At 63.9% G+C, this 22,401-nt stretch carries 19 protein-coding genes and 1 pseudogene; 12 read left to right on the top strand and 8 right to left on the bottom strand.

Annotation, left to right across the window (positions count from 1 at the left end; genetic code table 11):
- Position 1: 1 nt before the first annotated feature.
- A complete protein-coding gene (locus NKH52_RS13710) occupies positions 2–2,257 on the bottom strand; it encodes a hypothetical protein (protein WP_352730225.1) in 2,256 nt (751 codons plus the stop codon).
- A 213-nt stretch (positions 2,258–2,470) separates the two neighbouring features.
- Here NKH52_RS13710 and dnaK point away from each other — a divergent pair, with 213 nt between their 5' ends.
- The 9 genes from dnaK to NKH52_RS13665 all read left to right on the top strand — a co-directional run bounded on the left by dnaK (position 2,471) and on the right by NKH52_RS13665 (position 10,274).
- The gene (gene dnaK / locus NKH52_RS13705) at positions 2,471–4,387 is read left to right on the top strand and encodes a molecular chaperone DnaK (RefSeq protein ID WP_023810872.1); all 1,917 of its coding nucleotides are present in this window, start codon (positions 2,471–2,473) and stop codon (positions 4,385–4,387) included.
- 212 nt (positions 4,388–4,599) lie between these two features.
- Positions 4,600–5,730, top strand: coding sequence for a molecular chaperone DnaJ (gene dnaJ / locus NKH52_RS13700; RefSeq protein ID WP_013528587.1), 1,131 nt, complete (start codon positions 4,600–4,602; stop codon positions 5,728–5,730).
- Between the two features lie 166 nt (positions 5,731–5,896).
- Complete coding sequence (pmtA, locus tag NKH52_RS13695; RefSeq protein ID WP_128305147.1) at positions 5,897–6,502, top strand: phospholipid N-methyltransferase PmtA; 606 nt, start codon at positions 5,897–5,899, stop codon at positions 6,500–6,502.
- Positions 6,503–6,831: 329 nt separating this feature from the next.
- On the top strand, positions 6,832–7,428 hold the full coding sequence (locus NKH52_RS13690) for an NADPH-dependent FMN reductase (RefSeq protein WP_023814188.1): 597 nt from the start codon (positions 6,832–6,834) through the stop codon (positions 7,426–7,428).
- 11 nt (positions 7,429–7,439) lie between these two features.
- On the top strand, positions 7,440–8,153 hold the full coding sequence (pyrF, locus tag NKH52_RS13685) for an orotidine-5'-phosphate decarboxylase (RefSeq protein WP_352730512.1): 714 nt from the start codon (positions 7,440–7,442) through the stop codon (positions 8,151–8,153).
- A 32-nt stretch (positions 8,154–8,185) separates the two neighbouring features.
- Positions 8,186–8,473 (top strand): DUF1330 domain-containing protein, encoded by a 288-nt coding sequence (locus NKH52_RS13680; RefSeq protein ID WP_352730222.1) that lies wholly within the window; start codon positions 8,186–8,188, stop codon positions 8,471–8,473.
- A 582-nt stretch (positions 8,474–9,055) separates the two neighbouring features.
- The gene (locus NKH52_RS13675; protein WP_056592605.1) at positions 9,056–9,376 is read left to right on the top strand and encodes an ArsR/SmtB family transcription factor; all 321 of its coding nucleotides are present in this window, start codon (positions 9,056–9,058) and stop codon (positions 9,374–9,376) included.
- Positions 9,373–9,855: an SRPBCC family protein gene (locus tag NKH52_RS13670; RefSeq protein ID WP_128305149.1), complete on the top strand. Its 483-nt coding sequence runs from the start codon at positions 9,373–9,375 to the stop codon at positions 9,853–9,855. The genes NKH52_RS13675 and NKH52_RS13670 overlap by 4 nt, the downstream gene beginning before the upstream one ends.
- Before the next feature lie 2 nt (positions 9,856–9,857).
- The gene (locus NKH52_RS13665; RefSeq protein WP_128305150.1) at positions 9,858–10,274 is read left to right on the top strand and encodes a GFA family protein; all 417 of its coding nucleotides are present in this window, start codon (positions 9,858–9,860) and stop codon (positions 10,272–10,274) included.
- Between the two features lie 36 nt (positions 10,275–10,310).
- On the opposite strand, the gene NKH52_RS13660 is transcribed toward NKH52_RS13665, so the two are convergent.
- The 6 genes from NKH52_RS13660 to NKH52_RS13635 all read right to left on the bottom strand — a co-directional run bounded on the left by NKH52_RS13660 (position 10,311) and on the right by NKH52_RS13635 (position 16,358).
- Positions 10,311–11,378, bottom strand: coding sequence for a D-alanine--D-alanine ligase family protein (locus tag NKH52_RS13660; RefSeq protein ID WP_352730220.1), 1,068 nt, complete (start codon positions 11,376–11,378; stop codon positions 10,311–10,313).
- A gap of 126 nt (positions 11,379–11,504) precedes the next feature.
- Positions 11,505–12,386 (bottom strand): SMP-30/gluconolactonase/LRE family protein, encoded by an 882-nt coding sequence (locus NKH52_RS13655; protein ID WP_352730218.1) that lies wholly within the window; start codon positions 12,384–12,386, stop codon positions 11,505–11,507.
- On the bottom strand, positions 12,383–13,024 hold the full coding sequence (locus NKH52_RS13650; protein WP_128305153.1) for a 2-dehydro-3-deoxy-6-phosphogalactonate aldolase: 642 nt from the start codon (positions 13,022–13,024) through the stop codon (positions 12,383–12,385). The genes NKH52_RS13655 and NKH52_RS13650 overlap by 4 nt, the downstream gene beginning before the upstream one ends.
- Positions 13,021–13,974: a 2-dehydro-3-deoxygalactonokinase gene (locus tag NKH52_RS13645; RefSeq protein WP_128305154.1), complete on the bottom strand. Its 954-nt coding sequence runs from the start codon at positions 13,972–13,974 to the stop codon at positions 13,021–13,023. Before NKH52_RS13645 ends, NKH52_RS13650 begins: the two co-directional genes overlap by 4 nt.
- Positions 13,971–14,738 (bottom strand): SDR family NAD(P)-dependent oxidoreductase, encoded by a 768-nt coding sequence (locus tag NKH52_RS13640; RefSeq protein ID WP_352730216.1) that lies wholly within the window; start codon positions 14,736–14,738, stop codon positions 13,971–13,973. The genes NKH52_RS13645 and NKH52_RS13640 overlap by 4 nt, the downstream gene beginning before the upstream one ends.
- A 270-nt stretch (positions 14,739–15,008) precedes the next feature.
- Positions 15,009–16,358: a putative bifunctional diguanylate cyclase/phosphodiesterase gene (locus NKH52_RS13635; protein WP_109667529.1), complete on the bottom strand. Its 1,350-nt coding sequence runs from the start codon at positions 16,356–16,358 to the stop codon at positions 15,009–15,011.
- Positions 16,359–16,588: 230 nt separating this feature from the next.
- On the opposite strand from NKH52_RS13635, the gene gshB reads away from it, so the two are divergent.
- From gshB to NKH52_RS13620, 3 genes and pseudogenes are all read left to right on the top strand, one after another.
- Positions 16,589–17,530 (top strand): glutathione synthase, encoded by a 942-nt coding sequence (gene gshB, locus NKH52_RS13630; RefSeq protein WP_352730213.1) that lies wholly within the window; start codon positions 16,589–16,591, stop codon positions 17,528–17,530.
- Between the two features lie 183 nt (positions 17,531–17,713).
- Positions 17,714–19,235 (top strand): annotated as a pseudogene (locus tag NKH52_RS13625) (YifB family Mg chelatase-like AAA ATPase).
- A gap of 278 nt (positions 19,236–19,513) precedes the next feature.
- A complete protein-coding gene (locus NKH52_RS13620) occupies positions 19,514–20,053 on the top strand; it encodes a DnaJ domain-containing protein (protein WP_127296986.1) in 540 nt (179 codons plus the stop codon).
- 130 nt (positions 20,054–20,183) lie between these two features.
- Here NKH52_RS13620 and NKH52_RS13615 read toward each other — a convergent pair whose 3' ends face one another.
- Positions 20,184–22,352: a malate synthase G gene (locus NKH52_RS13615; protein ID WP_352730211.1), complete on the bottom strand. Its 2,169-nt coding sequence runs from the start codon at positions 22,350–22,352 to the stop codon at positions 20,184–20,186.
- Positions 22,353–22,401: the final 49 nt, after the last annotated feature.

Here is a 22,401-nt window from a genome sequence, read left to right as displayed (position 1 = left end):
CTCAACGTTCGCAGCTGACGGCTGGGGTTCGGAGCGGCAAGATCATCTTGCAGCAAGGGTAGTAGCCGCCCTTGTCCTTGTCGGACTTCCTGTAGAAGCAAAGTCCAACATCCACTCTGTCGCCCGGATAGTGGCCGGTAATGTCGATCGTGTAAGGCTGGCCGGGCGCATGCGACTGGGATGACGTCACCCCGACGCCTGGCGTCCTGGACCTTGTCTCGGTCGAAGGCTGCGCCTTGATCGAATCGCCGCCGAAGCCAGCATGATCATGGAGATAGAGATCGGCCTGGAGGCCGCGAGGCGTGCAGTAGTACCTGATATCCTCGACATCGATGCACGGAGGCAGGTTACCGGGCGGTGGGAAGTCCGGCGGGTAGAAGGGGGGCAGGTAGCCGCCCGGGATTTCTTCATAATAGCCGGCGCGGCCCTCGCAAGGATGCCAGACGGCAACGTCGCCGACATGACCCTCGACCTCCGGGTCCTCGAAATAGCCGTCGAAGTCGACGAACCAGGAGCCGAAGGGCGGCACATTGGCCGGCTTGACCAGCTCTTTCGGCGTGATCTGCACGCCGTGCACGGCCAGCGGCCCGCCGGCGGCGAGCTGCTCGGCGAGAGCCGGATCGTCGCGCAGCTTGTCGCCGGTGTTGACCAGCGTCTGCGTGCAGATCGAGGTGTCGAGATTGCCGTCGGAATCATAGCCATACTGCAGGTCGAGACCGCCGGCCGACTGCCGGTTGCCCTGCGGGAAGCCGACCGCATATTCCTGCGGCACTTCGACCCAGACCGATTCCGTTTCCGGATCGTCCGGGTTCTCGCGCCAATAACGGATGACCTCGCCCTTGCCGGAATCGGCGAACTGGCTGTAATCGTAGCGGTTCTCGACCGGGCCGCGCTGGGCCAGATACATGAAGCCGCTGTTGTCGAAGGCGATGTCGGTGACTGCGTAGTCCTTGTCGGCCTTGACCGTCAGTTCCCAGCGCGGGTCGCCGGCAAAACTGCCGTCGCGGGCAATGCCCACCGACCAGATTTCAGACTTTTCACCGACCGAATAATAAAGCCGGCCGCCATGATAGGAAACGCCCCAGACGCGGCGTTCGTCCTGCGTGTAGCCCCAGCTGTCGGGGTCTTCGCTGTCGAAGGCCGCGCCCTTTATGTCCATCACCGAACTATCGTCGGCGACTGGAGCAAGTCCATGCGCGGGACGCCCGGCAACGCCGTGGTCGAAACTGTCGATCAGCGCGCCTTCGGCGTCGATGCGATGGACCAGGCCGGTATCGAGGTCGGAAGCGAAGAACTGACGGTGAGCGGCGTCGAAGGTGAGATTGCCGATGCCGGGACCGCTGTTGGTGTCGATGTCGGCGAACTTGGAGACCTGGCCGGTGATGCCGTCGATCTTCCAGACGGTGCCCGGCCCGCCACCGTTTTCGGTGCCGAACTGGCCGTCCATGAAGGTGGCGCCGGCCGCGCCGCGGCGCTGCCGCTCGGGGCGGCCGTCATCATCGGCGTCCGGGGTGACGATACGGATGCCGTGCAGCGAGGTGGCGCCGGCATAGAGATCGGGAATGCCCGAGGGAACGCCGTCGCGCACGCCGTCATCGTAGGTGACGCCGAACACCTGGCCGACCTGCTCCGCCGTCACCTCGAAGGGCGGCGGCGTGTTGACCAGTTGCCCGGAGGCCGGGCCGCCCAGATGCGAGACGTCGAACACGCGCAAGGTGGCGCGCGTGGTGTCGATGAAGGTTTCGTCGACCGGATCGACGCCGGGCGGCAGGCCCCCTTTTTCGGAATCAGGGGGGTCGAAATTGGGAATGACGGTGCCGGAAAACCCGGTCACCGCCATCGAACCGGGATAGATGATCCGGGTTTCCTGCGCCTGCGCGGCGCCCAGCCACAGGCCGAGTGCCAGCAACCCGCCTGGATGCACAGCGCGGCGCAAACCGCCAGCAAGAGACGACACGAACGAGCCACGGATGCGAGACATGACACTACCCCCCGTAGTCGACGGGAGAACGTCGGGTCTGGCCGCGCAAATCAGGGCAAGGCGCGGCGGTCCGGCTCGTTCTTCCCTGATCGAATTGTCTGCTTTCCTCAAAATCACGATACGCCTGCTCTTACGCAGGGTCAACGGAATCAGCGGAAAGCCCAGCGCATCGACCTCGTCCCGAAGGCGGTGGTCGCGCCGAGCTCCTGTTGTTCCCGGAGACCGCAGAGCCTCTGGGTTATTGGTCATGGGGGCTTCCTTTCCGGGCCGCACCATGCGGCACCTGGAGATCAGTCGCGGGCGGAAGTGGAAAGGTTCATGGAAGCCTTGCGCAGAATGCTTGCGCGCGATGCCGCCTGTTCTTATATACGCGCCAAGCCGTTCGGCGCCGGAATGCCGGTTGCCGGAACGGGATTTCTTGTGAACAGGGGCTTTCGTCGGAACGCCTGTACGGGTCCTGAGAGCCTGCTTAGCGGAGAGACTAGAAAAATGGCAAAAGTAATCGGTATCGATCTCGGCACCACCAACTCCTGCATCGCCATCATGGATGGCAAGGAACCGAAGGTAATCGAGAATGCGGAAGGCGCGCGCACGACGCCTTCCATCGTCGCCATCTCGGGCGATGATGAACGTCTGGTCGGCCAGCCGGCCAAGCGCCAGGCGGTCACCAATCCTGAAAACACCATCTTCGCGGTCAAGCGCCTGATCGGCCGCCGCTATGACGATCCGGTGACGGAGAAGGACAAGAAGCTTGTCCCCTACAAGATCGTCAAGGGCGACAATGGCGATGCCTGGGTCGAGGCCGGCGGCAGGAAGCAGTCGCCCTCGCAGATCTCGGCCATGATCCTGCAGAAGATGAAGGAGACGGCGGAAGCCTATCTCGGCGAAAAGGTCGAGAAGGCGGTCATCACAGTTCCGGCCTACTTCAACGACGCCCAGCGCCAGGCAACCAAGGACGCCGGCAAGATCGCCGGCCTCGAAGTGCTGCGCATCATCAATGAGCCGACGGCCGCGGCGCTTGCCTATGGCCTCGACAAGAAGGAAGGCAAGACCATCGCCGTCTATGACCTTGGCGGCGGCACGTTCGACATTTCGGTGCTCGAAATCGGCGACGGCGTGTTCGAGGTCAAGTCGACCAATGGCGACACCTTCCTCGGTGGCGAGGATTTCGATATGCGCCTGGTCGAATACCTGGCGGCCGAGTTCAAGAAGGAACAGGGTATCGACCTGAAGAACGACAAGCTTGCCCTGCAGCGCCTCAAGGAGGCGGCTGAAAAGGCCAAGATCGAGCTGTCGTCGACCACCCAGACCGAGATCAACCTGCCCTTCATCACCGCCGACGCGACCGGGCCGAAGCACCTGACGCTGAAGCTGACGCGCGCCAAGTTCGAGCAGCTGGTCGACGACCTGGTCCAGCGCACGATTGCCCCTTGCAAGGCGGCGCTCAAGGATGCCGGCCTGAAGGCGGGCGAGATCGACGAAGTCGTCCTGGTCGGCGGCATGACCCGCATGCCCAAGATCCAGGAGATCGTGAAGCAGTTCTTCGGCAAGGAGCCGCACAAGGGCGTCAATCCGGATGAAGTCGTCGCTCTCGGCGCCGCCATCCAGGCCGGCGTGCTGCAGGGCGACGTCAAGGACGTGCTGTTGCTCGACGTGACGCCGCTGTCGCTCGGCATCGAGACGCTGGGTGGCGTGTTCACCCGCCTGATCGAGCGCAACACGACGATCCCGACCAAGAAGAGCCAGGTGTTCTCGACGGCCGAGGACTCACAGTCGGCCGTGACCATCCGGGTCTTCCAGGGTGAGCGCGAAATGGCCGCCGACAACAAGGCGCTCGGCCAGTTCGACCTGGTTGGCATCCCGCCGGCGCCGCGTGGCGTGCCGCAGATCGAGGTCACCTTCGACATCGACGCCAACGGCATCGTCAACGTTTCGGCCAAGGACAAGGGCACCGGCAAGGAGCACCAGATCCGCATCCAGGCATCGGGCGGTCTTTCGGACGCCGACATCGAGAAGATGGTCAAGGACGCCGAGGCCAATGCCGAGACCGACAAGAAGCGGCGTGCTCTGGTCGAGGCCCGAAACCAGGCCGAAGCGCTGCTGCATTCCTCGGAGAAGTCGCTGAAGGAATATGGCGACAAGGTTTCGGAAGGCGAGCGCACGGCGATCTCCGACGCGATCGCGGCGCTGAAGACCGCGACCGAAGGCGACGACCCGGCCGACATCGAAGCCAAGAGCCAGGCGCTTGCCGAGGCTTCGATGAAGCTTGGCCAGGCCATGTACGAGGCTTCGCAGAAGGAAGCGGCGGAAGCCGACGCCAAGGCGGATGCCGCCAAGGACAGTGACGTTGTCGACGCCGATTTCGAGGAAATCGACGAGGACGACGACAAGAAGAAGTCGGCCTGAACCGTTTGACGGCAAGATAAAGCGAAAAGCCCGGCGAAGGCCGGGCTTTTTTGCAACCCCTTGCAGAAAAACAGCGGGCCTTGCTGAAAAAATGCAGGCAAAGCCGCGTCGACACTGGCATCCCCCTTCCATCGCACCTAAATCGAAGCGTCAGTGCCGGCAAGAGACGCAACAATGCTTCAAGACGTTGAGCATCCGGACAGCGGGAAAAAATGAAAGCTGATTTCTACGAGACGCTGGGCGTCCAAAAAGGCGCCGACGAGAAGGAGCTCAAGAGCGCTTTTCGCAAGCTCGCCATGCAGTTCCATCCCGACCGCAACCCCGGCGATCATTCCTGCGAGCACAAGTTCAAGGAAATCAACGAAGCCTACGAGACGCTAAAAGACCCGCAGAAGCGCGCAGCCTATGACCGCTTCGGCCACGCCGCCTTCGAACAGGGCGGCATGAATGGCGGCGCGCAAGGTTTCGGCGCCGGCGGTTTCGCCGACATCTTCGAGGACATTTTCGGCGACATGATGGGCGGGCGCCAGCGCCGCTCGTCGGGCGGCCGCGAGCGCGGCGCCGACCTGCGCTACAACATGGAAATCACCCTGGAAGAGGCTTTTGCCGGCAAGACCGCGCAGATCCGGGTGCCGGCGTCGATCTCCTGCTCCGAATGTTCGGGCAGCGGCGCCAAGCCCGGCACCCAGCCCGTCACCTGCTCGATGTGCAACGGCCACGGCAAGGTGCGCGCCACGCAAGGGTTCTTCTCGATCGAGCGGACCTGCCCGCAATGCCAGGGGCGCGGCCAGACGATCAAGGATCCGTGCCCGAAATGCGCCGGCCAGGGCCGCGTCACCGAGGAGCGTTCGCTGTCGGTCAACATCCCGGCCGGCATCGAGGACGGCACCCGCATCCGCCTTGCCAATGAGGGCGAAGCCGGCCTGCGCGGCGGGCCCTCGGGCGACCTCTACATTTTCCTGGCGGTCAAACCGCACGAGTTCTTCCAACGCGACGGCGCCGATCTGTATTGCAAGGTGCCGATCTCGATGACCACGGCCGCCCTTGGCGGCTCCTTCGAGGTGACGACGCTGGACGGGACGCAGACCAAGGTCAAGGTGACCGAGGGCACGCAGAACGGCCGCCAGTTCCGTCTCAAGGGCAAGGGCATGCCTGTGCTGCGTCAGCCCAATGTCGGCGACCTCTACATCCAGACCGCGGTCGAGACGCCGCAGAACCTCACCCGCCGCCAGCGCGAACTGCTGGAGGAGTTCGAACAGCTCTCCTCGCAGGACAATTCGCCACAATCGAGCGGCTTTTTCGCCCGCATGAAGGATTTCTTCGAGTCGTTCGGCGAACGTTGATGCACTTTGGCCCGCCCAAGCCGATTTGCAACGCGTAAATCCTTGAATCTCGTCACCCCTTGAGACGCGACGAAAATTATCTTATCCACGACATGCGTCCGGCCGCGCCTTGCCTAGCACCGCTCAGGTGCTAAGTAACTTGCGGGGAGCGCTGAGGAGAGCTTGCATGACACGTGGCCCTGGACTGCGGAAGGCGCTTGTCGAAAAGTTCGACGACGAACTCAAATTCTTCAAGGGCTGGATCGACAAGCCGAAGGCGGTTGGTTCGATCGTGCCGACCAGTTCGGTCACCGCGCGCAAGATGGCGTCGATCGTCAATCCTAAATCCGGCCTGCCGGTGCTCGAGGTCGGTCCCGGTACCGGCGTCATCACCCGCGCCATCCTCGCCCAGGGCGTGCGGCCCGAGAACCTCTACGCGGTCGAGTATTCCACGGATTTCGTCCGTCACCTGCGGCGACTCTATCCCGGCGTCAACGTCATCGAGGGCGACGCCTTCAACCTCAACGCCACGCTTGGCGACAAGAGCGGGATGATCTTCGATTCCGTCGTTTCCGGCGTGCCGCTGCTCAACTTCCCGGTCGCCCAGCGCATTGCCTATATCGAAAGCCTGCTCGACCGCATCCCGGCCGGACGGCCGATCGTGCAGCTGACCTACGGCCCGATGTCGCCGATCCCGGCCGGCCGTGGCAATTATACGGTCAAGCATTTCGATTTCATCCTCCGCAACATCCCGCCGACCCAGCTGTGGATCTACCGCCGCGAAGCGCATTAATTTCTCGGCGCAGGGTTGTTCGCGGATCGCCAGTGCTCACCGCATACCTTGGCGATGGCGGGAACGTCCCTCGCTTCGTCATCCACGGGCGGAGCAAGGAGCACAGCGACGCAGCGCAGCGACGCAGCGCAGACCCGAGGATCCATGCCGCGACTTCCGAGCGCCGCTACGGCGCAGAATTCTGTTCCGCTGCACTCCTGGATAGCTGTCACGGAATGGATTCCAAGGTCTCCACGACGGAGCTTCGCTCCTGCTTCGCCCAAGGATGACGAAGTTGGCGTTGATTTGCTCGATCCTTGGCTGTACCTGTCCGGGAACAAGGGTGGCCAATGGCAGTGATCCCGAAAATCCTCGTCTTCGCCGGCTCGGTTCGCAGCGGCGCCTATAGCGGCAGGACCGCCGACGTGGCGCAGAAGGAACTCGCCATGCAGGGCGCCGAGGTGACCCGCATCTCGCTTGCCGACTACCCCCTGCCGATCATGGACGAGGATTTGGAAAAGGAAAAAGGCGTTCCTGAAAACGCCCAGAAACTTGGCCGTCTGGTGATCGCCCATGACGGGCTGCTGATCGCCACGCCCGAATATAATGGCTCCATTCCGCCGCTGCTCAAGAACACGATCGACTGGGTGAGCCGGGTGCGCAGGGATGGCGGCCGGCCGGTGAGGCCGCTGGCCGGCAAGGTCGCCGGCCTCTGTTCGTCCTCCAGCGGGCACTTTGCCGGCATCCGCTGCATCAACCATCTGCGCGCGGTGCTGGTGCGCTGCCAGATGGAGGTGGTGACGCCGGAATGCTCGGTGCCCGACGGCGGCGGCGCCTTCGACGAGGATGGAAACTTCCGTGACGAAAGACTGCACAAATCGATGGAGCACCTATGCCGCACCCTGATCGAAACCTCGCGCATGCTGTCCACCCGGATCGAGGCGTGATCGCAACGACGATGCAGGCACAATCCATACAGGCACGATCCATGCAGGAAAGACTGATAGTCGGCCTCGATGTCCCGACCGTGAGGGAGGCCGAGCAGGCGGTGCGCGAACTCGACGGCGTCGTCTCCTTCTACAAGATCGGCTACCAGCTTGCCTTCGCCGGCGGGCTCGATTTCGCCAGGGAACTGGCCTGCGGCGGCACCAAGGTTTTCCTCGACATGAAGCTGCTCGACATCGACCACACGGTGGCCAAGGGCGTCGAGAACATCGTCAAGATGGGCATGACCATGCTGACCATCCACGCCTATCCCAAGGCTATGCAGGCCGCCGTAGAGGCGGCCAGAGGCAGCGACCTTTGCCTGCTTGCCGTAAGCGTGCTGACCTCGATGGACGAGCAGGACATGATCGACGTCGGCTATGAGTACGACCCGCATACGCTGGTGCTCCGGCGCTCGGAACAGGCGCTGCATGCCGGCATGGGGGGCATCGTCTGCTCGGCCGCGGAAGCCGAAGCGGTGCGCCGCATCGTCGGCCCCGACATGGCGGTGGTGACGCCCGGCATCCGGCCGGCGGGCAGCGATCATGGCGACCAGAAGCGCGTGGTGACGCCGGGCCAGGCGATCCGCAACGGCGCCAGCCACCTCGTCGTCGGCAGGCCTATCATTGCTGCGGCCAACAAACGGGAAGCGGCCGAAGCCATCCTCGACGAGATGCGCTCGGCCTGAGATTTCCAAGAACAAGTTCGGAGACCAAGAAAATGCCCAAGGGATACTGGATCGCCCGTGTCGATGTGCGCGACGCGGAAGGCTACAAGGACTACGTCGCCGCCGCCAAGCCTGCCTTCGATCGCTTCGGCGCGAAGTTCCTGGCGCGCGGCGGAGAGCATGAAAAGGCCGAAGGCCCCGGCCGGGCACGCAATGTCATCATAGAGTTCGAATCGCTCGCCGCCGCGCATGATTGCTACCATTCGCCGGAATACCAGCGCGCCGTCGCCATCCGTCAGAAGGTCGCCGACGGCGAGATCGTTCTGGTCGAGGGCGCCTAAAATCCGCCTCGAGCAGTTTTGACGAATCGCGGGTGTGACGGACGGCATACCTTGGCGATTGCCGCAAACGCCCAGCGCCTTCGTCATCCACGGGCGAAGCAAGGAGCGTAGCGACGCAGCGCAGACCCGAGGATCCATGCCGCGACTTCAAAGCGTTGCAGCGGTGTAGAATTCTGCTCCGCTGCATTCTTCGGCCAAGGTCGCGGCATGGATCCCAGAGTCTCCGCGACGGAGCTTCGCTCCTGCTTCGCCCTAGGATGACGAAGTTGGGAGGCTTCGGCCAATCTCGAACGCTTAGGATGGTCCACCAACGAACGATGAAATCTCGGCCGTCGATAGGCATCCTGTCAAATCCCTGCTGCAGCGCTAGTAGCAGGACTTCAGACGAAATCCTGCAGGTTTACGTCCGCAGTTTGGCGCCGCTAAGCAGGGCTCCGACATCAGGTACATGGCCGGGGCGGCCCATCGCGCAATCAACGTCCGAGTCCGAATAGCCGCATCCAGTCTTGCGATGCGGGGCGAACTGTAGGTTGACATGCAGGTATTTACCTGCATATTATGCCTTACAACAGAGTGAGGCAGATGGACGCCGACAAGGTTTTCAAAGCGCTGGGCGACCCGACACGCAGAAGGCTGCTTGACCTTCTGTGCGAGCAGAACGGGCAGACGCTCGGTCAGCTTTGCGAAAACCTGGACATGGCCAGGCAATCCGCCACCCAGCACCTCGATCTGCTGGAGGCGGCCAATCTGGTGAGCACGGTCAAGCGCGGCCGCGAAAAGCTGCATTTCATCAATCCCGTGCCCTTGCACGAAGTCTACGAGCGCTGGGTACGGAAATTCGAACGGCAGCGGCTCAGCCTGCTGCACGACCTGAAGCAAGAACTCGAAGGAGAAGACCAATGACCAGGGAAACGACCAGCTTTGTCTACGTGACCTATATCCGCTCGACGCCGCAGAAGGTGTTCGAGGCCATAATCAAGCCCGATGTCGCAAAGCGCTACTGGGGTCACGAGAACGTCTCCGAATGGACGCCGGGCTCGAAATGGGAGCATATCCGCGCCAATGACGAACGGACCGTCGAACTCGTCGGCAATGTCGTCGAGGTTTCGCCGCCGACCCGCCTCGTCATCACCTGGGCGAACGCTTCGCAGGCCGACGATCCGTCAAAAACGAGCCGGGTGACGTTCGCCATCGAGGAATACGACACCATGGTGCGGCTGACCGTCAGCCATGACGAACTCGAAGCCGGCAGCGGCATGGCGAAAGGCGTCAGCCAGGGCTGGCCGGCGGTGCTGTCGAGCATGAAATCCTTCCTCGAAACCGGCAGCGGCATCGACATTTTCGCCAAGCCGAAATCAGCCCTGATCGCCGCGGGAGAATAACGATGACCAAGCGCTATACCGGCGGCTGCGCATGCGGCGCGATCCGTTACGAAACCAATGACGAGCCGATCTTCCAGAACCACTGCCAGTGCAGCGATTGCCAGAAGCGCTCAGGCACCGGCCACGGATCCTACCTGACCTTCGGCCAGCGCACCGATATGGCAATTACCGGGGAGGTGAGCACCTGGCGCGTGGCGGGCGCCAGCGGCAATGAAAAAATCCACACCTTCTGTCCAACCTGCGGAACGCCGGTCTTTTTGATATCCGTCGCCATGCCGGAATTCATAGCGGTCCACGCGGCCAGCCTCGACGATCCGGAACAGTTCAGCCCGCAGATGGTGACCTACACGAGCCACGGCCATGCCTGGGACAAGATGGATCCGTCCTTGCAGGCGGCCGAGCGAATGCCTGGCGGGTAGCGTCTGCTGGTTAGCCCGCCGACACAAGGCGCACAGCTATCGGTCGACACCGGTCAGCCGGCTGGCCGCAGTTTCGGCCATGGCGTCGGCCAGATCGAGGCCCCATTGCTGGCGGCAATAGGCGCGAAAATCGAAGCAGGGCAGGCCGGGGCAAACCTCGAACTCGATGAGGTGGACGGTGTCGTCGGCCTCGACCCTGAGATCGATGGAAAACACATCGCGCAGGCCGAGCCCGCTCATCAGCCGCCCGGCGATCGCACGTATCGTGGCGTCGGCGGCCGGCTGGCTGTCGGCAACCGCAACGAGCTCCGGTTCGGCGTAATGTCCCTCCGCCTTCGCTGCCTCGCCGGTGTCGCCGTAGAGCGCCAGGCTGTCCGCCATGGTCTGGAAATCGGCGCCCGAATCGACAAAGGCCACGCCAAGCGCTTCGACGCCGGCGCCCGGCACCAGGCCGAGGAAACTGGCGCGCACGTTGCGGCCGGCGACATAGGGTTGGACGACGACATCGTCGCGATAGGCGGCGAACACACGCCGGCTGAGCTCGAGTGCGTGGCCGAGGTCGCTGCAGCGCGAATCCGGCCAGATGCCGATCTTGGCGCCGAGCCGGTTGGGCTTGACGAACCAGCCGGCGGGCGAGGCCGGCGGCTCGACCAGCCATTGGCCGTCGCGCGCGAGCCCGGCCTGCGGCACCGGCAGGCCGAGTGCGCCGAGCACGGCGCCGGAGCGGAACTTGTCCTGGCAGAGCGCGAACAGCGCATCGTCGGCGCCGACCGTCTTGAAACCGCCCAGTCGCGCCAAAGCGGGCGCCGCGCCGCCCCGGAAATAGGCAATGCCGTCGGTCAGCGTCCAGACCAGCGTTGTGCTGGGATGCTCGCCGGCGAGCACGCTCGCGGCGTCGTCCAGCGCCACCGGCGTGAACGACAGGCCGCGTGCCCGGCAGGCACGGCCAAGCATGTCGAATTCGGGGGCGAGGTCGGTCGACTGCGCCAGATAGGACGCGATTTCCGCGGCGCGCTGCGGTGCATGACCGTCGGCGACCAGACGGTCCAGGCAGGCCTTTTCCGGCTCATGGACGAGGATCAGTTTCGGCTTGCGGCTGGGCATGAGATGACGATCCCCGGCAGTAGGATTGCCTACCATCGCATGGTCAAGGCGTCAGGCTCTCGTGAAACCGACATGGCGCGGGCGGTTGCGTGACAACGCACCGTCCAACCGCAGAATCCAGTTCGCTCAGGCGATCAGCACGCGCGGCTCGAAGCGGCCGTTGACGGGAATGTCGAGCAGAAAGGTCATGCCGCCCTGCAGATCCAGCAGACGCTGCTTCTCATCCTTGCCCGACCAGGCGGAGGTGACCGCCAGCCGGTCGGCCTTGGCGCCGACAAAGGCCGGGCAGGACGGTTGCGTCACCGGCATGGCGACCGTGCGGACGAGCTTGCCGTCGGGTCCGTAGGCTTCGATGACGCTGCCGCCCCAGACGGCGTTCCACAGGATGCCGTCGCGGTCGAGCACGGATCCGTCAATATAGCCCTTGGCCGAGCGGTGATCGACGAACAGCTTTGGCTCACCGGCAGGCAGGCCGGTCGCCGGGTCGCAGGCGACGCGCATCAGCAGCCCGGTCGAGGTGTCGGTGTAGTAGGCGATTGCGCCATCCTCGGCAAAACAGATCGAATTGGAGACGGTGATGTCCGAAAACAGCCGGCGCAGTTCGCCTCTGAAAAACCAGTAGATCGAACCCGCACCCTTTTCCTCGCCCTTGCCCATGGTGCCCATCCACAAGGCGCCGCAGGGGTGGACCCGGGAATCGTTGGAGCGCGTAACCGGATTGCCGGCCTCGACAGGCGTGTGCAGCGTCAGTTTGCCGGTCGCGACGTCGCGCACATAAAGGCCGGTCTCGGCGGCGATAAGCTGGCGCTTGTCGTCGATGACGGCGATGGCGCTCGCCATTTGGCCAAGCTCATGGACGGTGGTCGCGCCGCCGGACAGCCGCTTTTCCAGGAGCTGGCTGTTGACGATGTCGAACCAATACAGCGTATCGGTGGCGGGATCGTAGCTCGGCCCTTCGCCGAGCTGGCAGACGTGGTCGGAAAAAACCGAAACGATCGCTTCGCTCATCCTGCTTCTCCGAACGCCGCATCCCAGGCTGTCACCGCCGCCTCGGCCCGCGCGGCCACCTCGTCGACGCTCATGCCCGGCTTGAACAGGCTGGATCCCAGTCCAAAGGCGGTAACGCCGGCCGCCTTGTAGCCGGCAAAATCTTTTTCGGAGACGCCGCCGACGGCACCGACCAGCGTCTGCGCCGGCAACACAGCGCGCATCGCTGAAATGCCGCCGGCACCCAGCACGCTCGCCGGGAAAAATTTCAGGGCTGAGGCGCCGAGCTTGATCGCCAGCAAGGCTTCGGTCGGCGTGAACACGCCGGGCATCGTCACCATGCCGTAATGCATGGCGCGCGCCATGACCTCGGCATCGATGTTGGGACTGACCAGCAGCCGCCCTCCGGCCTGGTGCAAGCCATCGACATCGGCCGGCGTCAGCACCGTGCCGGCACCGACCAGTGCCGTTTTCGGCAGCACTTGGACGATGCGGGCGATCGACGAGAACGGTTGCGGTGAGTTCAGCGGCACTTCGATCGCCTCGATGCCGGCGTCGAACAGCGCCTGGCCCATGGCCATCGCCTCGGTGGGCTTGAGCCCGCGAAGGATGGCGACCAGCCCGCGCTTGAGTTTTGGAAACGGTGCGGTCTGGCTCATCGGGCTGCTCCAATTCTGGCGATCATGCCGTTCTCACGCGCCGCCTCGACGAGACCGGCACGCACCGCTTCGTCGGCGTCGACGGTCCGGACCTTAAGCCCGGCAGAACCAAGTGCGGCCCGGTAGAGCGCGGCGAGCGCGCCGGACGCAATCAGCACCACGGGTTCCGTGCCAGCGCCATGCCGGCGGCTGGCGGAGGCGATCTCGCCGCCGATCAGAAGGCCGGACAGGCAGGCGGCGGCATCGTCGGCTTTCAAATCCTGCAGCAGGCCGGCGGCGCGAATGGAAAACAGCCGCGAGGTGACATCGCCGCCATCAGCCAATGCGGTTTCGCACCAGCGGCGGAAGAACGGATTGTCCGATGTAACGGGTTTCGGATGTTCGCCGAGCGAATGGCGCAGGATCGAATGCGCGGCAAGCACGGAAAACAGCTCGCCGGTCGGCCAGGTGCCGAAGCCGGTGACAGTACCGTCCTCGACCAGCACCCATTTCGAATGGGTGCCGGGCATGCAGACCAGTTGGCGCCCCTTGGGCGGCAGGCCGGCGCCGGCGAGCTGGGTTTCCTCGCCGCGCATGACGTCGGGCGCATCGGTCAGCCGCTGGGCAAGACCCGGAACGATGCGGATGTCGCGGCTCTGGCCGGGCACGCTGGCGGCACCAGCAAGAATGGCGCTAAGCGGCGCCGGCACGGTGACATAGGGCGCTTCCAGCCAGCCCTGGCGGGATCCGGCCATGCCGCAGATGATGACGGGCAGCGCCGCTGGTGCTCCCATCGCCGCCAGGTGCCCTTCGAGGATGGTCGAAAAGCCCTTTTGCTGGGCGGTGATCAGGCCATCATCGCCACGGCGTTCGGCAAGCACCTTGCCTTGCCCGTCGATCAGCCAGACCCGCATGCGGGTCGTGCCCCAGTCGACGGCGGCGACCGCCGGTGCGTTGCCGGCTGGGCTCACAGGAAGCCTCCATCGACGATCAGCATCTGCGCGGTCAGCATGCGCGAGGCGTCCGATGCGAGGAACAGCACGGTGCCGACGATGTCGTCGGGCTGCATCACCTGTTTGATGCACTGCTTGGCGACATGGGCGGCAAGCCCCTGTTCGGTCACCCAGAGCTCCTTCTGCCGCTCGGTGATCACCCAGCCAGGCGCAATGGCGTTGACGCGGATGCCGTCGACACCGAGCTTGCCGGCCAGCCCCTTGGTCAGGCCGAGGATACCGGCCTTGGCGGCCGTGTAGGATGGCATGTCAGGGTGATTGATGAGATACGATGTCGAGGTGAAGTTGATGATCGAGCCGCCGCCCGCCCGCTTCATGCCCGGCGCCACCGCCTGCGCGGTGAAGAAATGCGGCCGCAGATTGATGGCTTGGTTGTTGTCCCAGAACTCGACCGTCACATCCTCGACGGCGTGGCGTTCATCCCAGGCCGCATTGTTGACCAGCACGGTGACATCGCCATGCGCCTCGGCCGCCCTGGCTGCCGACGCCCGCAGGGCCTCGACGTCGCGCAAATCGGTCTTGAGATAGAGAGGCCGGCGGCCGAATTCTTTCTCGATGCGGTCGGCAAGGGCAGTGCTCGGACCGTCGGCGATGTCGATGAAGGCGACATTGGCGCCCTGGCGCACAAAACCCTCGGTCAGTGCAGCACCTATTCCGGAGCCGCCGCCGGTGATCAGCACCGAGGCTCCTTCGAGGTCGGCAAAATGCGCCGATGGCATCATCGTTCCTGTCTCCCAGCGCATGACCCCGAAAATCGGATCGATTTTCGGAAAGGGATCATGCGCAAAATGTAAATTGCTACAGCGTCCTTTGCGCGTCCAAGAGGACGCGCGGCGCTGTAGTCGTGATCGGCGCGCATCCTAGCCACGCAAGGCGCGCGGGCAAGGGCGAACCGCCGGATTTCAGGGCTTATGTCAGACAAAACGACAATACGCCGCGCTGGACACCCGAGGTGAAGTCACCAGGATCGCAAACCGCTTCGAGATCGCCGGTCAGATCGCCTTGGCGCGCAGGGCGCCGCGGAAGGAATCACGGAGATAGCCGAGCGTGGCGTCGGCATCGACCGGCTTGCCGAACAGATAGCCTTGCCCGCCGGCACAGCCGAACTGGACGAGGCGGTCGGCTTGCGCTTCCTGCTCGATGCCTTCGGCGACGACGTCCATGCCGAGCCCCTCGCACATGGCGAGAATGGCGCGGATGATGTGTTCCGATGGACGGTCGTCGAGAATGGAGGAGACGAAGGCGCGATCGATCTTGAGCTTGTCGAAATGGAATTCGCGCAGACGGCCGAGCGAGGACTGGCCGGTGCCGAAATCGTCGAGCGAGACGCGGATGCCGACGCGGCGCAGATCCTCGACAATCTGCGCCGCAGAGGCCGGGTCGTTCATCAGGCCGGTCTCGGTGATCTCGATCTCCAGCCGGCGCGGATCGAAGCCGGTGCGGTCGAGGATCGCCAGTATGTGCAGGCCGGTGTTCTGGTCGACGAGCTGCGAGGGCGACAGGTTGAACGACAGGAACAGGTCCTTCGGCCAGCTTCGGGCCGCCTCGGTCGCCTTGCGCAGCACCAGCTGCGACAGCGGGCCGATGATGCCGCGCTCCTCGGCGATGGGGATGAAGACGGTGGGCGGCACCGAGCCGAGGTCGCGGTCGGTCCACCGCGCCAGCGTCTCGAAGCCGATGGTCCGGCGCGTGTTGAGGTCGACGATGGGCTGGAAATGCGGCTCGACCTCGCCGGCCGAGACAGCCCGGCGCAGCGCCTGTTCGATGCGGGTGACGCGCTTGGCCGCCTCTTCCATCTCACGGGTGTAGACGACGACGCGGCCACGGCCGGAACGCTTGGCGTGATAGAGCGCCGTCTCTGCCTTGTTGATGAGGATTTCCGTGGTCTCGTCGCCCGAATAGAACAGCGAGCAGCCGACCGAGGCCGAAAGCCTGGCGGTGCGTTCGCCGACATCATAGGGCGCCGACAGGATCTCGATCAGCATGCGGGACTTTTCGGCCGCTGCATCCTCGCTGAACACCAGGGGATAGAGAAAGGCGAATTCGTCGGCGCCGATGCGGCAGACCGTGGAATGGCCGTCCATCGAGGCGCGCAGCCGCATCGCCACCTGGATCAGGATGTCATCGCCGGCCTTGTGGCCGAACAGATCGTTGATCGGCTTGAAGCCGTCGAGGTCGAGAATGCCGACGGTAAAGGGTGCGGGATCGTCGGCACGGTCGCTGATCAGGCGATCGACCTTGTCGAAGAAGCGGCGATGGTTGCCAAGCCCGGTCAACGGATCGGTGAATGCCAGATCCGTGCTCTCCCTGTTTGCCTGACCGGTGCCAAACGAAGTTTGCATCGGTGTCCCTGTTTTGTGACGTCGGAATTTATTTTCAGACTGGCAGCAAACCCTTTAGGAAACGTATCGCGAAATCGATTTTCCACGGGCAATCGCGACTGTTTCGAAGGATCGATGAAAGCAGCGCATTCGGGGGTCGGGTGCCAATCCTAGGAATGTCGCGATTGGCAGACGGGCAGTGAGCCTGTACAGGCAAGACAGTCGTCCATCCGAGCCTCCGGAGACCCGCAATGAAGCTGAAAATCGCCGTCCAGATGGACCACATCTCCACCGTGTCGATCGCCGGCGACACCTCGTTCGCGCTGTCGCTGGAAGCGCAGCGGCGCGGCCATGAGCTGTTCCACTACACGCCGGATCGGCTGTCGCTGCGCGACGGCAAGGTGTTTGCCCGCATCGAGGAGATGCAGGTGCGCGACGAGAAGGGCAGCCACTATTCGCTGGGCGAGAAGGTGCGCACCGATCTGTCGGAAATGGATGTCGTCCTGCTGCGCCAGGATCCGCCCTTCGACATGAACTACATCACCACCACGCACATTCTCGAACGCATCCATCCCGGGACGCTCGTGGTCAACGACCCGGCCTGGGTGCGCAACAGCCCCGAAAAGATCTTCGTCACCGAATTTGCCGACCTGATGCCGGACACGCTGATCACCAAGGATCCACTCGAAGTTGCCGCCTTCCGCAAGGAATTCGGCGACATCATCGTCAAGCCGCTCTACGGCAATGGCGGCGCCGGTATCTTCCACATGCTGGAGGCCGACCGGAACCTTGCCTCGCTGCTGGAAATGTTCGGCCAGATGTTCCGCGAACCCTATATCGTGCAGCGCTATCTCAAGGACGTGCGCAAGGGCGACAAGCGCATCATCCTGATCGACGGCGAGCCGGTCGGCGCCATCAACCGGGTGCCGGCCGAACACGATTCCCGCTCCAACATGCATGTCGGCGGCCGCGCCGAAAAGACCGAACTGACGGCGCGCGAACGCGAGATCTGCGCCCGCATCGGTCCATCACTGAAGGAGCGCGGCTTCATCCTGGTCGGCATCGACGTCATCGGCGACTACATGACCGAGATCAACGTGACCTCGCCGACCGGCGTGCGCGAGGTCAAGCGCTTCGGCGGCGCCGACATCGCCAGCCTGTTCTGGGACGCGGTCGAGGGCAAGCGCGGGTAAGCCGTTTTAATTTTGTCTTAACCATGTTCCGTTTTTGCAACCGCGCTCAATTCGACTGCAACCCAGGCGGTCATGCGTTCCCGTAATGTTCTTGATTTGACCGTGGAAGTGTGATTGTCTGCCCTAGGGGCCCTTCCTGGCCTGAACGCAGGGCTGGGGGCCAGCCTGAATTGGGGTTGCACGATGGTGGCGCGGGTTCGCACGGTCGCTTTCCAGGGCATCGAGGCCGTGCCGGTCGACGTGCAGGTGATGATCGCGCCCGGCAAGGTCAACATGCACATCGTCGGCCTGGGCGACAAGGCGGTGGCTGAAAGCCGCGAGCGGGTGCAGGCCGCACTGCATGCGTCCGGCCTGTCGATGCCGTCGAAGAAAGTAACGGTCAATCTGGCGCCGGCCGACCTGCCGAAGGAAGGCAGCCACTACGACCTGCCGATCGCGCTTGGCCTCATGGCTGCCCTTGGCGCCATTCCGGGCGACATGCTGGCCGGCTATGTCGTGCTTGGAGAATTATCGCTCGACGGCACGATTGCCGCGGTCGCCGGCGGCGATCGCGGCCAATGCCGAGGGCAAGGGCCTGATCTGCCCGTTCGCCTGCGGACCTGAGGCGGCCTGGGCTGGAAAGGATTTCGACATTCTGGCACCGCGCAGCCTGATCGCCATCGCCAATCATTTTCGTGGCACGCAGGTGCTGTCGCGCCCCGAGGCCGGCATCCACGCCGCGGCGCTGGATTTGCCCGACCTCGCCGACATCAAGGGCCAGGAGACCGCCAAGCGGGCGCTGGAAGTCGCCGCCGCCGGTGGTCATAATCTGCTTATGATCGGACCGCCTGGATCCGGCAAATCGATGCTGGCGCAGCGGCTGCCGTCGATCCTGCCGCCGCTGGCGCCGAAGGAATTGCTCGAAGTCTCGATGATCGCCTCGGTGGCGGGAGAGCTCGGCGAAGGCAAATTGACCGACCGGCGGCCGTTCCGCGCCCCGCACCATTCGGCCTCGATGGCGGCGATGGTCGGCGGCGGCATCCGCGCACGGCCGGGTGAGGTGTCGCTTGCCCACCACGGCGTGCTGTTCCTCGACGAGTTTCCCGAGTTCACGCCGCAGACGCTCGATGCGCTGCGCCAGCCGCTGGAGACTGGCGACTGCATGATCGCGCGCGCCAACCATCGCGTCACCTATCCGGCACGCATCCAGCTGGTCGCGGCGATGAACCCGTGCCGCTGCGGCATGGCCGGCGAGCCGGGCTATCGCTGCCTGCGCGGCGATCGCTGCCGCACCGACTATCAGGCGCGCATTTCGGGTCCGCTGCTCGACCGCATCGATCTCAGGATCGAAGTGCCCGCGGTGTCGGCCAGCGACTTGATCCGGCCCGACCGGGCGGAGAAAAGTGCCGATGTGGCGCTGCGTGTGGCACGCGCCCGCACCATCCAGCGCGAACGTTTCGAGCGGCTCGGCGCCACCCGCGCCACCACCAACGCGCATTGCGCGCCCTCGGTCATCGAGGAGATCGCCATGCCGGACGCCGCCGGCCTGTCGCTGCTCAAGGACGCCAGCGAAAAGCTCGCCTTTTCGGCGCGCGCCTATCACCGCGTGCTGAAAGTGGCACGGACACTCGCAGATCTCGACGCCAGCGAAACCGTCGGCCGAATCCATCTGGCCGAAGCGATCTCCTACCGCATGAGCTCGGAGCGGATGGCGCAGGCGGCGTAGGTCACTCGCCGCCCGACAAGCCGACCTCGCCAAATTGCCTTCCGCGATCACGCCATAACCCGGCCTCCGCGAATCGATCATCTCCACGGTGCGGCGGACCTGATTGTCCGCTTGGCCGGCGTCCTCACCACCCAACGGCCCCCACCGAGCGGGCGCCGGCCATTTTTTTCCTCTTCCAGAAGCGTGGACGTCATCGACGCCGGACCAAAGTCTTGGTCTCTGCATTGGACATTCCTTATTTAGATGATGCGAATATGATTGCGGTCGGGGAGCCCGCTATGTTCATTGACTACTACGAAGTTTTGGAAGTTAGCCCGAACGCCAACTCGGAGACGCTGGAGCGCATATTTCGCTATTTTGCGATGCGCTATCATCCCGACAATCGCGAAACCGGCGATGAAGCCCGCTTCAGCGAAATCGTGGAAGCCCACAATACGCTCAAGGATCCGGTCAAACGCGCTCAATACGACATCGCGTACAAGGACCATGCCGGCCTTCGCCGTGAATTGACCGAGGAAGCCAGCAGCACCAAGGGCGTCGAGCGGGATGTCGTGATCCAGGCCAGGCTGCTGTCGCTGCTTTACGCGAAGCGCCGGCACGACGTCAGCAATCCCGGGATCGGAGATGTGGAGCTCGAACGTTTGTCAGGCTGTCCGCGAGAGCATCTCGAGTTTCATCTCTGGTATCTGAAAGCGAAGGGCTGGATAGCAAGAGTGGAAAACGGCACGATCGCGATTACGGTGGAAGGCGTCGATAGGGTCAACTCCGAACACCGCCGAGATCCCACCATCCGGCTCCTGGACCATACAGCTTCCTGACGCCTCACCTCCGGAGGAAGCAGGCCGAAAACTTGCCGCCCCATTCACGGCAGCGCCGCCGGTTGAGAGAAACGCGGCCGATCAAGACCGTTGGCGGCAATCACGCCACCGATCCGCCGTTTGTGCCTGCTCAGCCCTGCTTCGCCTTCAGTTCCAGCCGCCGCGCGTGCAGCACCGGCTCGGTGTAGCCGTTGGGCTGGACCCGGCCCTTGAAGACGAGATCGCAGGCGGCGAGGAAGGCTATCGACTTGTCAAAGTCGGCCGCCATCGGCTGGTAAAGCGGGTCGCCCTCGTTCTGGCGGTCGACTATGTCAGCCATGCGCTTCATCGTCGCCATCACCTGGTCCTCGCTGCACACGCCGTGGTGCAGCCAGTTGGCGATGTGCTGTGAGGAAATACGCAGCGTGGCGCGGTCTTCCATCAGGCCGACATCGTTGATGTCAGGCACTTTCGAGCAGCCGACGCCCTGGTCGATCCAGCGCACGACATAGCCAAGAATGCCCTGCGCGTTGTTGTCGAGTTCCTTCTGGATGTCCTCGGGCGACCAGTTCGGCCGCACCGCGACCGGCACCGACAGGATGTCGTCGAGCTTTGCCTTGGGCCGGTTCTTGAGTGCGGCCTGCACGGCATGGACATCGACCTTGTGATAGTGCGTGGCATGCAGCGTCGCCGCCGTTGGCGACGGCACCCAGGCGGTGTTGGCGCCCGCCTTGGGGTGGGCGATCTTCTCGACCAGCATCGCCGCCATCAGATCGGGCATCGCCCACATGCCCTTGCCGATCTGGGCGTGGCCGGCCAAGCCGCATTCCAGCCCGGTGTCGACATTCCACGCCTCGTAGGCGGAAATCCAGGCGGCCTGCTTCATGTCGCCCTTGCGGATCATCGGGCCGGCTTCCATCGAGGTGTGGATCTCGTCGCCGGTGCGGTCGAGGAAGCCGGTGTTGATGAACACCACGCGCTCTTTTGCGGCGCGGATCGCCTCCTTGAGGTTGACGGTGGTGCGCCGCTCCTCGTCCATGATGCCCATCTTGATGGTATTCTCAGTCATGCCGAGCAGGGCTTCGACGCGATCGAATATCTCGACGGCGAAGGCGACTTCCTCCGGTCCGTGCATCTTGGGCTTCACGACGTACATCGAACCGGCGCGGGAATTGGCGCGGCGGCCGTTCGGCCCTACATCGTGCAGCGCGATCAGCGCCGTCATCGCCGCATCCATGATGCCTTCCGGAACCTCGTTGCCGTCGCGATCCAGTATCGCCGGATTGGTCATGAGGTGGCCGACATTCCTGACCAGCATCAGCGAGCGGCCGGGCACGGTCAGCGTGCCGCCGGCGGGCGCGGTGTAGGAGCGGTCAGGATTGAGCTTGCGGACAAAACTCTTGCCGCCCTTGGTGATCTCTTCCGTCAGATCGCCCTTCATCAGGCCGAGCCAGTTGCGGTAGACGACGACCTTGTCTGGCGCATCCACCGCCGCGACCGAATCCTCGCAGTCCTGGATGGTGGTCAGCGCCGATTCCAGGATGACATCGGCGATGCCTGCCGGATCGGTGCGGCCGATCTGGTTGTTGCGGTCGATCACGATCTCGATGTGCAGGCCGTTCCTGACCAGCAGCACGGCGTCGGGATTGGCGGCGTCGCCGCGATAGCCGACGAATTGCTTCGGATTGGCCAGCGTCGTCGAGCCGGCCCCGGCGCTCAGCCGCAAGGCGCCTTGCGCCAGCGACAGTCCGTTGACCCCGGCCCATTTGCCTAGGGTGAGCGGGGCAGCCTCGTCGAGGAAGGTCTTCGTCCAGGCAACGACCTTGGCGCCGCGCGCCGGATTGAAGGCTTTGCCCTTTTCGGCGCCATCCGTTTCGGGGATGGCATCGGTGCCGTAGAGCGCATCGTAGAGCGAACCCCAGCGCGCATTGGCGGCGTTGAGCGCATAGCGCGCATTCATCACCGGCACGACCAGCTGCGGTCCGGCAACATCAGCGATTTCGGGGTCGACATTGTCGGTCGACACGCTGAAGGCCGGGCCCTCCGGAACGATATAGCCGATCTCTTTCAGGAAGCCCTTGTAGGCCTCCATGTCGACCGGCGCGCCGTGATCGCGATACCAGCCATCTACCTGTTCCTGGATGGCGTCACGCGCTGCCAGCAGCGCCCGGTTCTTCGGCGCCAAATCATGGATGATGGCCGAAAAACCGTTCCAGAAGGCGTCCGCTTCGATCCCCGTGCCCGGCAGCGCTTCCCTGACCACGAACTTATGCAGCTCGCGGGCAATCCGCAATCCGGCGATCTCGATGCGGTCGGTCATCAGGCTACTCCAGATGAAAGGCTTTGCGGGCCTTTGGCATGTCAGGTTT

Origin of the sequence: Mesorhizobium sp. M1066 (genome assembly GCF_040318635.1) — a bacterium.
Lineage (GTDB): Bacteria > Pseudomonadota > Alphaproteobacteria > Rhizobiales > Rhizobiaceae > Mesorhizobium.
This window is presented reverse-complemented; position numbering and strand designations above follow the sequence as displayed.

Coding starts and splice junctions, on each gene's coding strand:
- NKH52_RS13710 (WP_352730225.1), bottom strand. CDS start 2,257: ATGGTGCGGCCCGGAAAGGAAGCCCCCATGACCAATAACCCAGAGGCT.
- dnaK (WP_023810872.1), top strand. CDS start 2,471: ATGGCAAAAGTAATCGGTATCGATCTCGGCACCACCAACTCCTGCATC.
- dnaJ (WP_013528587.1), top strand. CDS start 4,600: ATGAAAGCTGATTTCTACGAGACGCTGGGCGTCCAAAAAGGCGCCGAC.
- pmtA (WP_128305147.1), top strand. CDS start 5,897: ATGACACGTGGCCCTGGACTGCGGAAGGCGCTTGTCGAAAAGTTCGAC.
- NKH52_RS13690 (WP_023814188.1), top strand. CDS start 6,832: ATGGCAGTGATCCCGAAAATCCTCGTCTTCGCCGGCTCGGTTCGCAGC.
- pyrF (WP_352730512.1), top strand. CDS start 7,440: ATGCAGGCACAATCCATACAGGCACGATCCATGCAGGAAAGACTGATA.
- NKH52_RS13680 (WP_352730222.1), top strand. CDS start 8,186: ATGCCCAAGGGATACTGGATCGCCCGTGTCGATGTGCGCGACGCGGAA.
- NKH52_RS13675 (WP_056592605.1), top strand. CDS start 9,056: ATGGACGCCGACAAGGTTTTCAAAGCGCTGGGCGACCCGACACGCAGA.
- NKH52_RS13670 (WP_128305149.1), top strand. CDS start 9,373: ATGACCAGGGAAACGACCAGCTTTGTCTACGTGACCTATATCCGCTCG.
- NKH52_RS13665 (WP_128305150.1), top strand. CDS start 9,858: ATGACCAAGCGCTATACCGGCGGCTGCGCATGCGGCGCGATCCGTTAC.
- NKH52_RS13660 (WP_352730220.1), bottom strand. CDS start 11,378: ATGCCCAGCCGCAAGCCGAAACTGATCCTCGTCCATGAGCCGGAAAAG.
- NKH52_RS13655 (WP_352730218.1), bottom strand. CDS start 12,386: ATGAGCGAAGCGATCGTTTCGGTTTTTTCCGACCACGTCTGCCAGCTC.
- NKH52_RS13650 (WP_128305153.1), bottom strand. CDS start 13,024: ATGAGCCAGACCGCACCGTTTCCAAAACTCAAGCGCGGGCTGGTCGCC.
- NKH52_RS13640 (WP_352730216.1), bottom strand. CDS start 14,738: ATGATGCCATCGGCGCATTTTGCCGACCTCGAAGGAGCCTCGGTGCTG.
- NKH52_RS13635 (WP_109667529.1), bottom strand. CDS start 16,358: ATGCAAACTTCGTTTGGCACCGGTCAGGCAAACAGGGAGAGCACGGAT.
- gshB (WP_352730213.1), top strand. CDS start 16,589: ATGAAGCTGAAAATCGCCGTCCAGATGGACCACATCTCCACCGTGTCG.
- NKH52_RS13620 (WP_127296986.1), top strand. CDS start 19,514: ATGTTCATTGACTACTACGAAGTTTTGGAAGTTAGCCCGAACGCCAAC.
- NKH52_RS13615 (WP_352730211.1), bottom strand. CDS start 22,352: ATGACCGACCGCATCGAGATCGCCGGATTGCGGATTGCCCGCGAGCTG.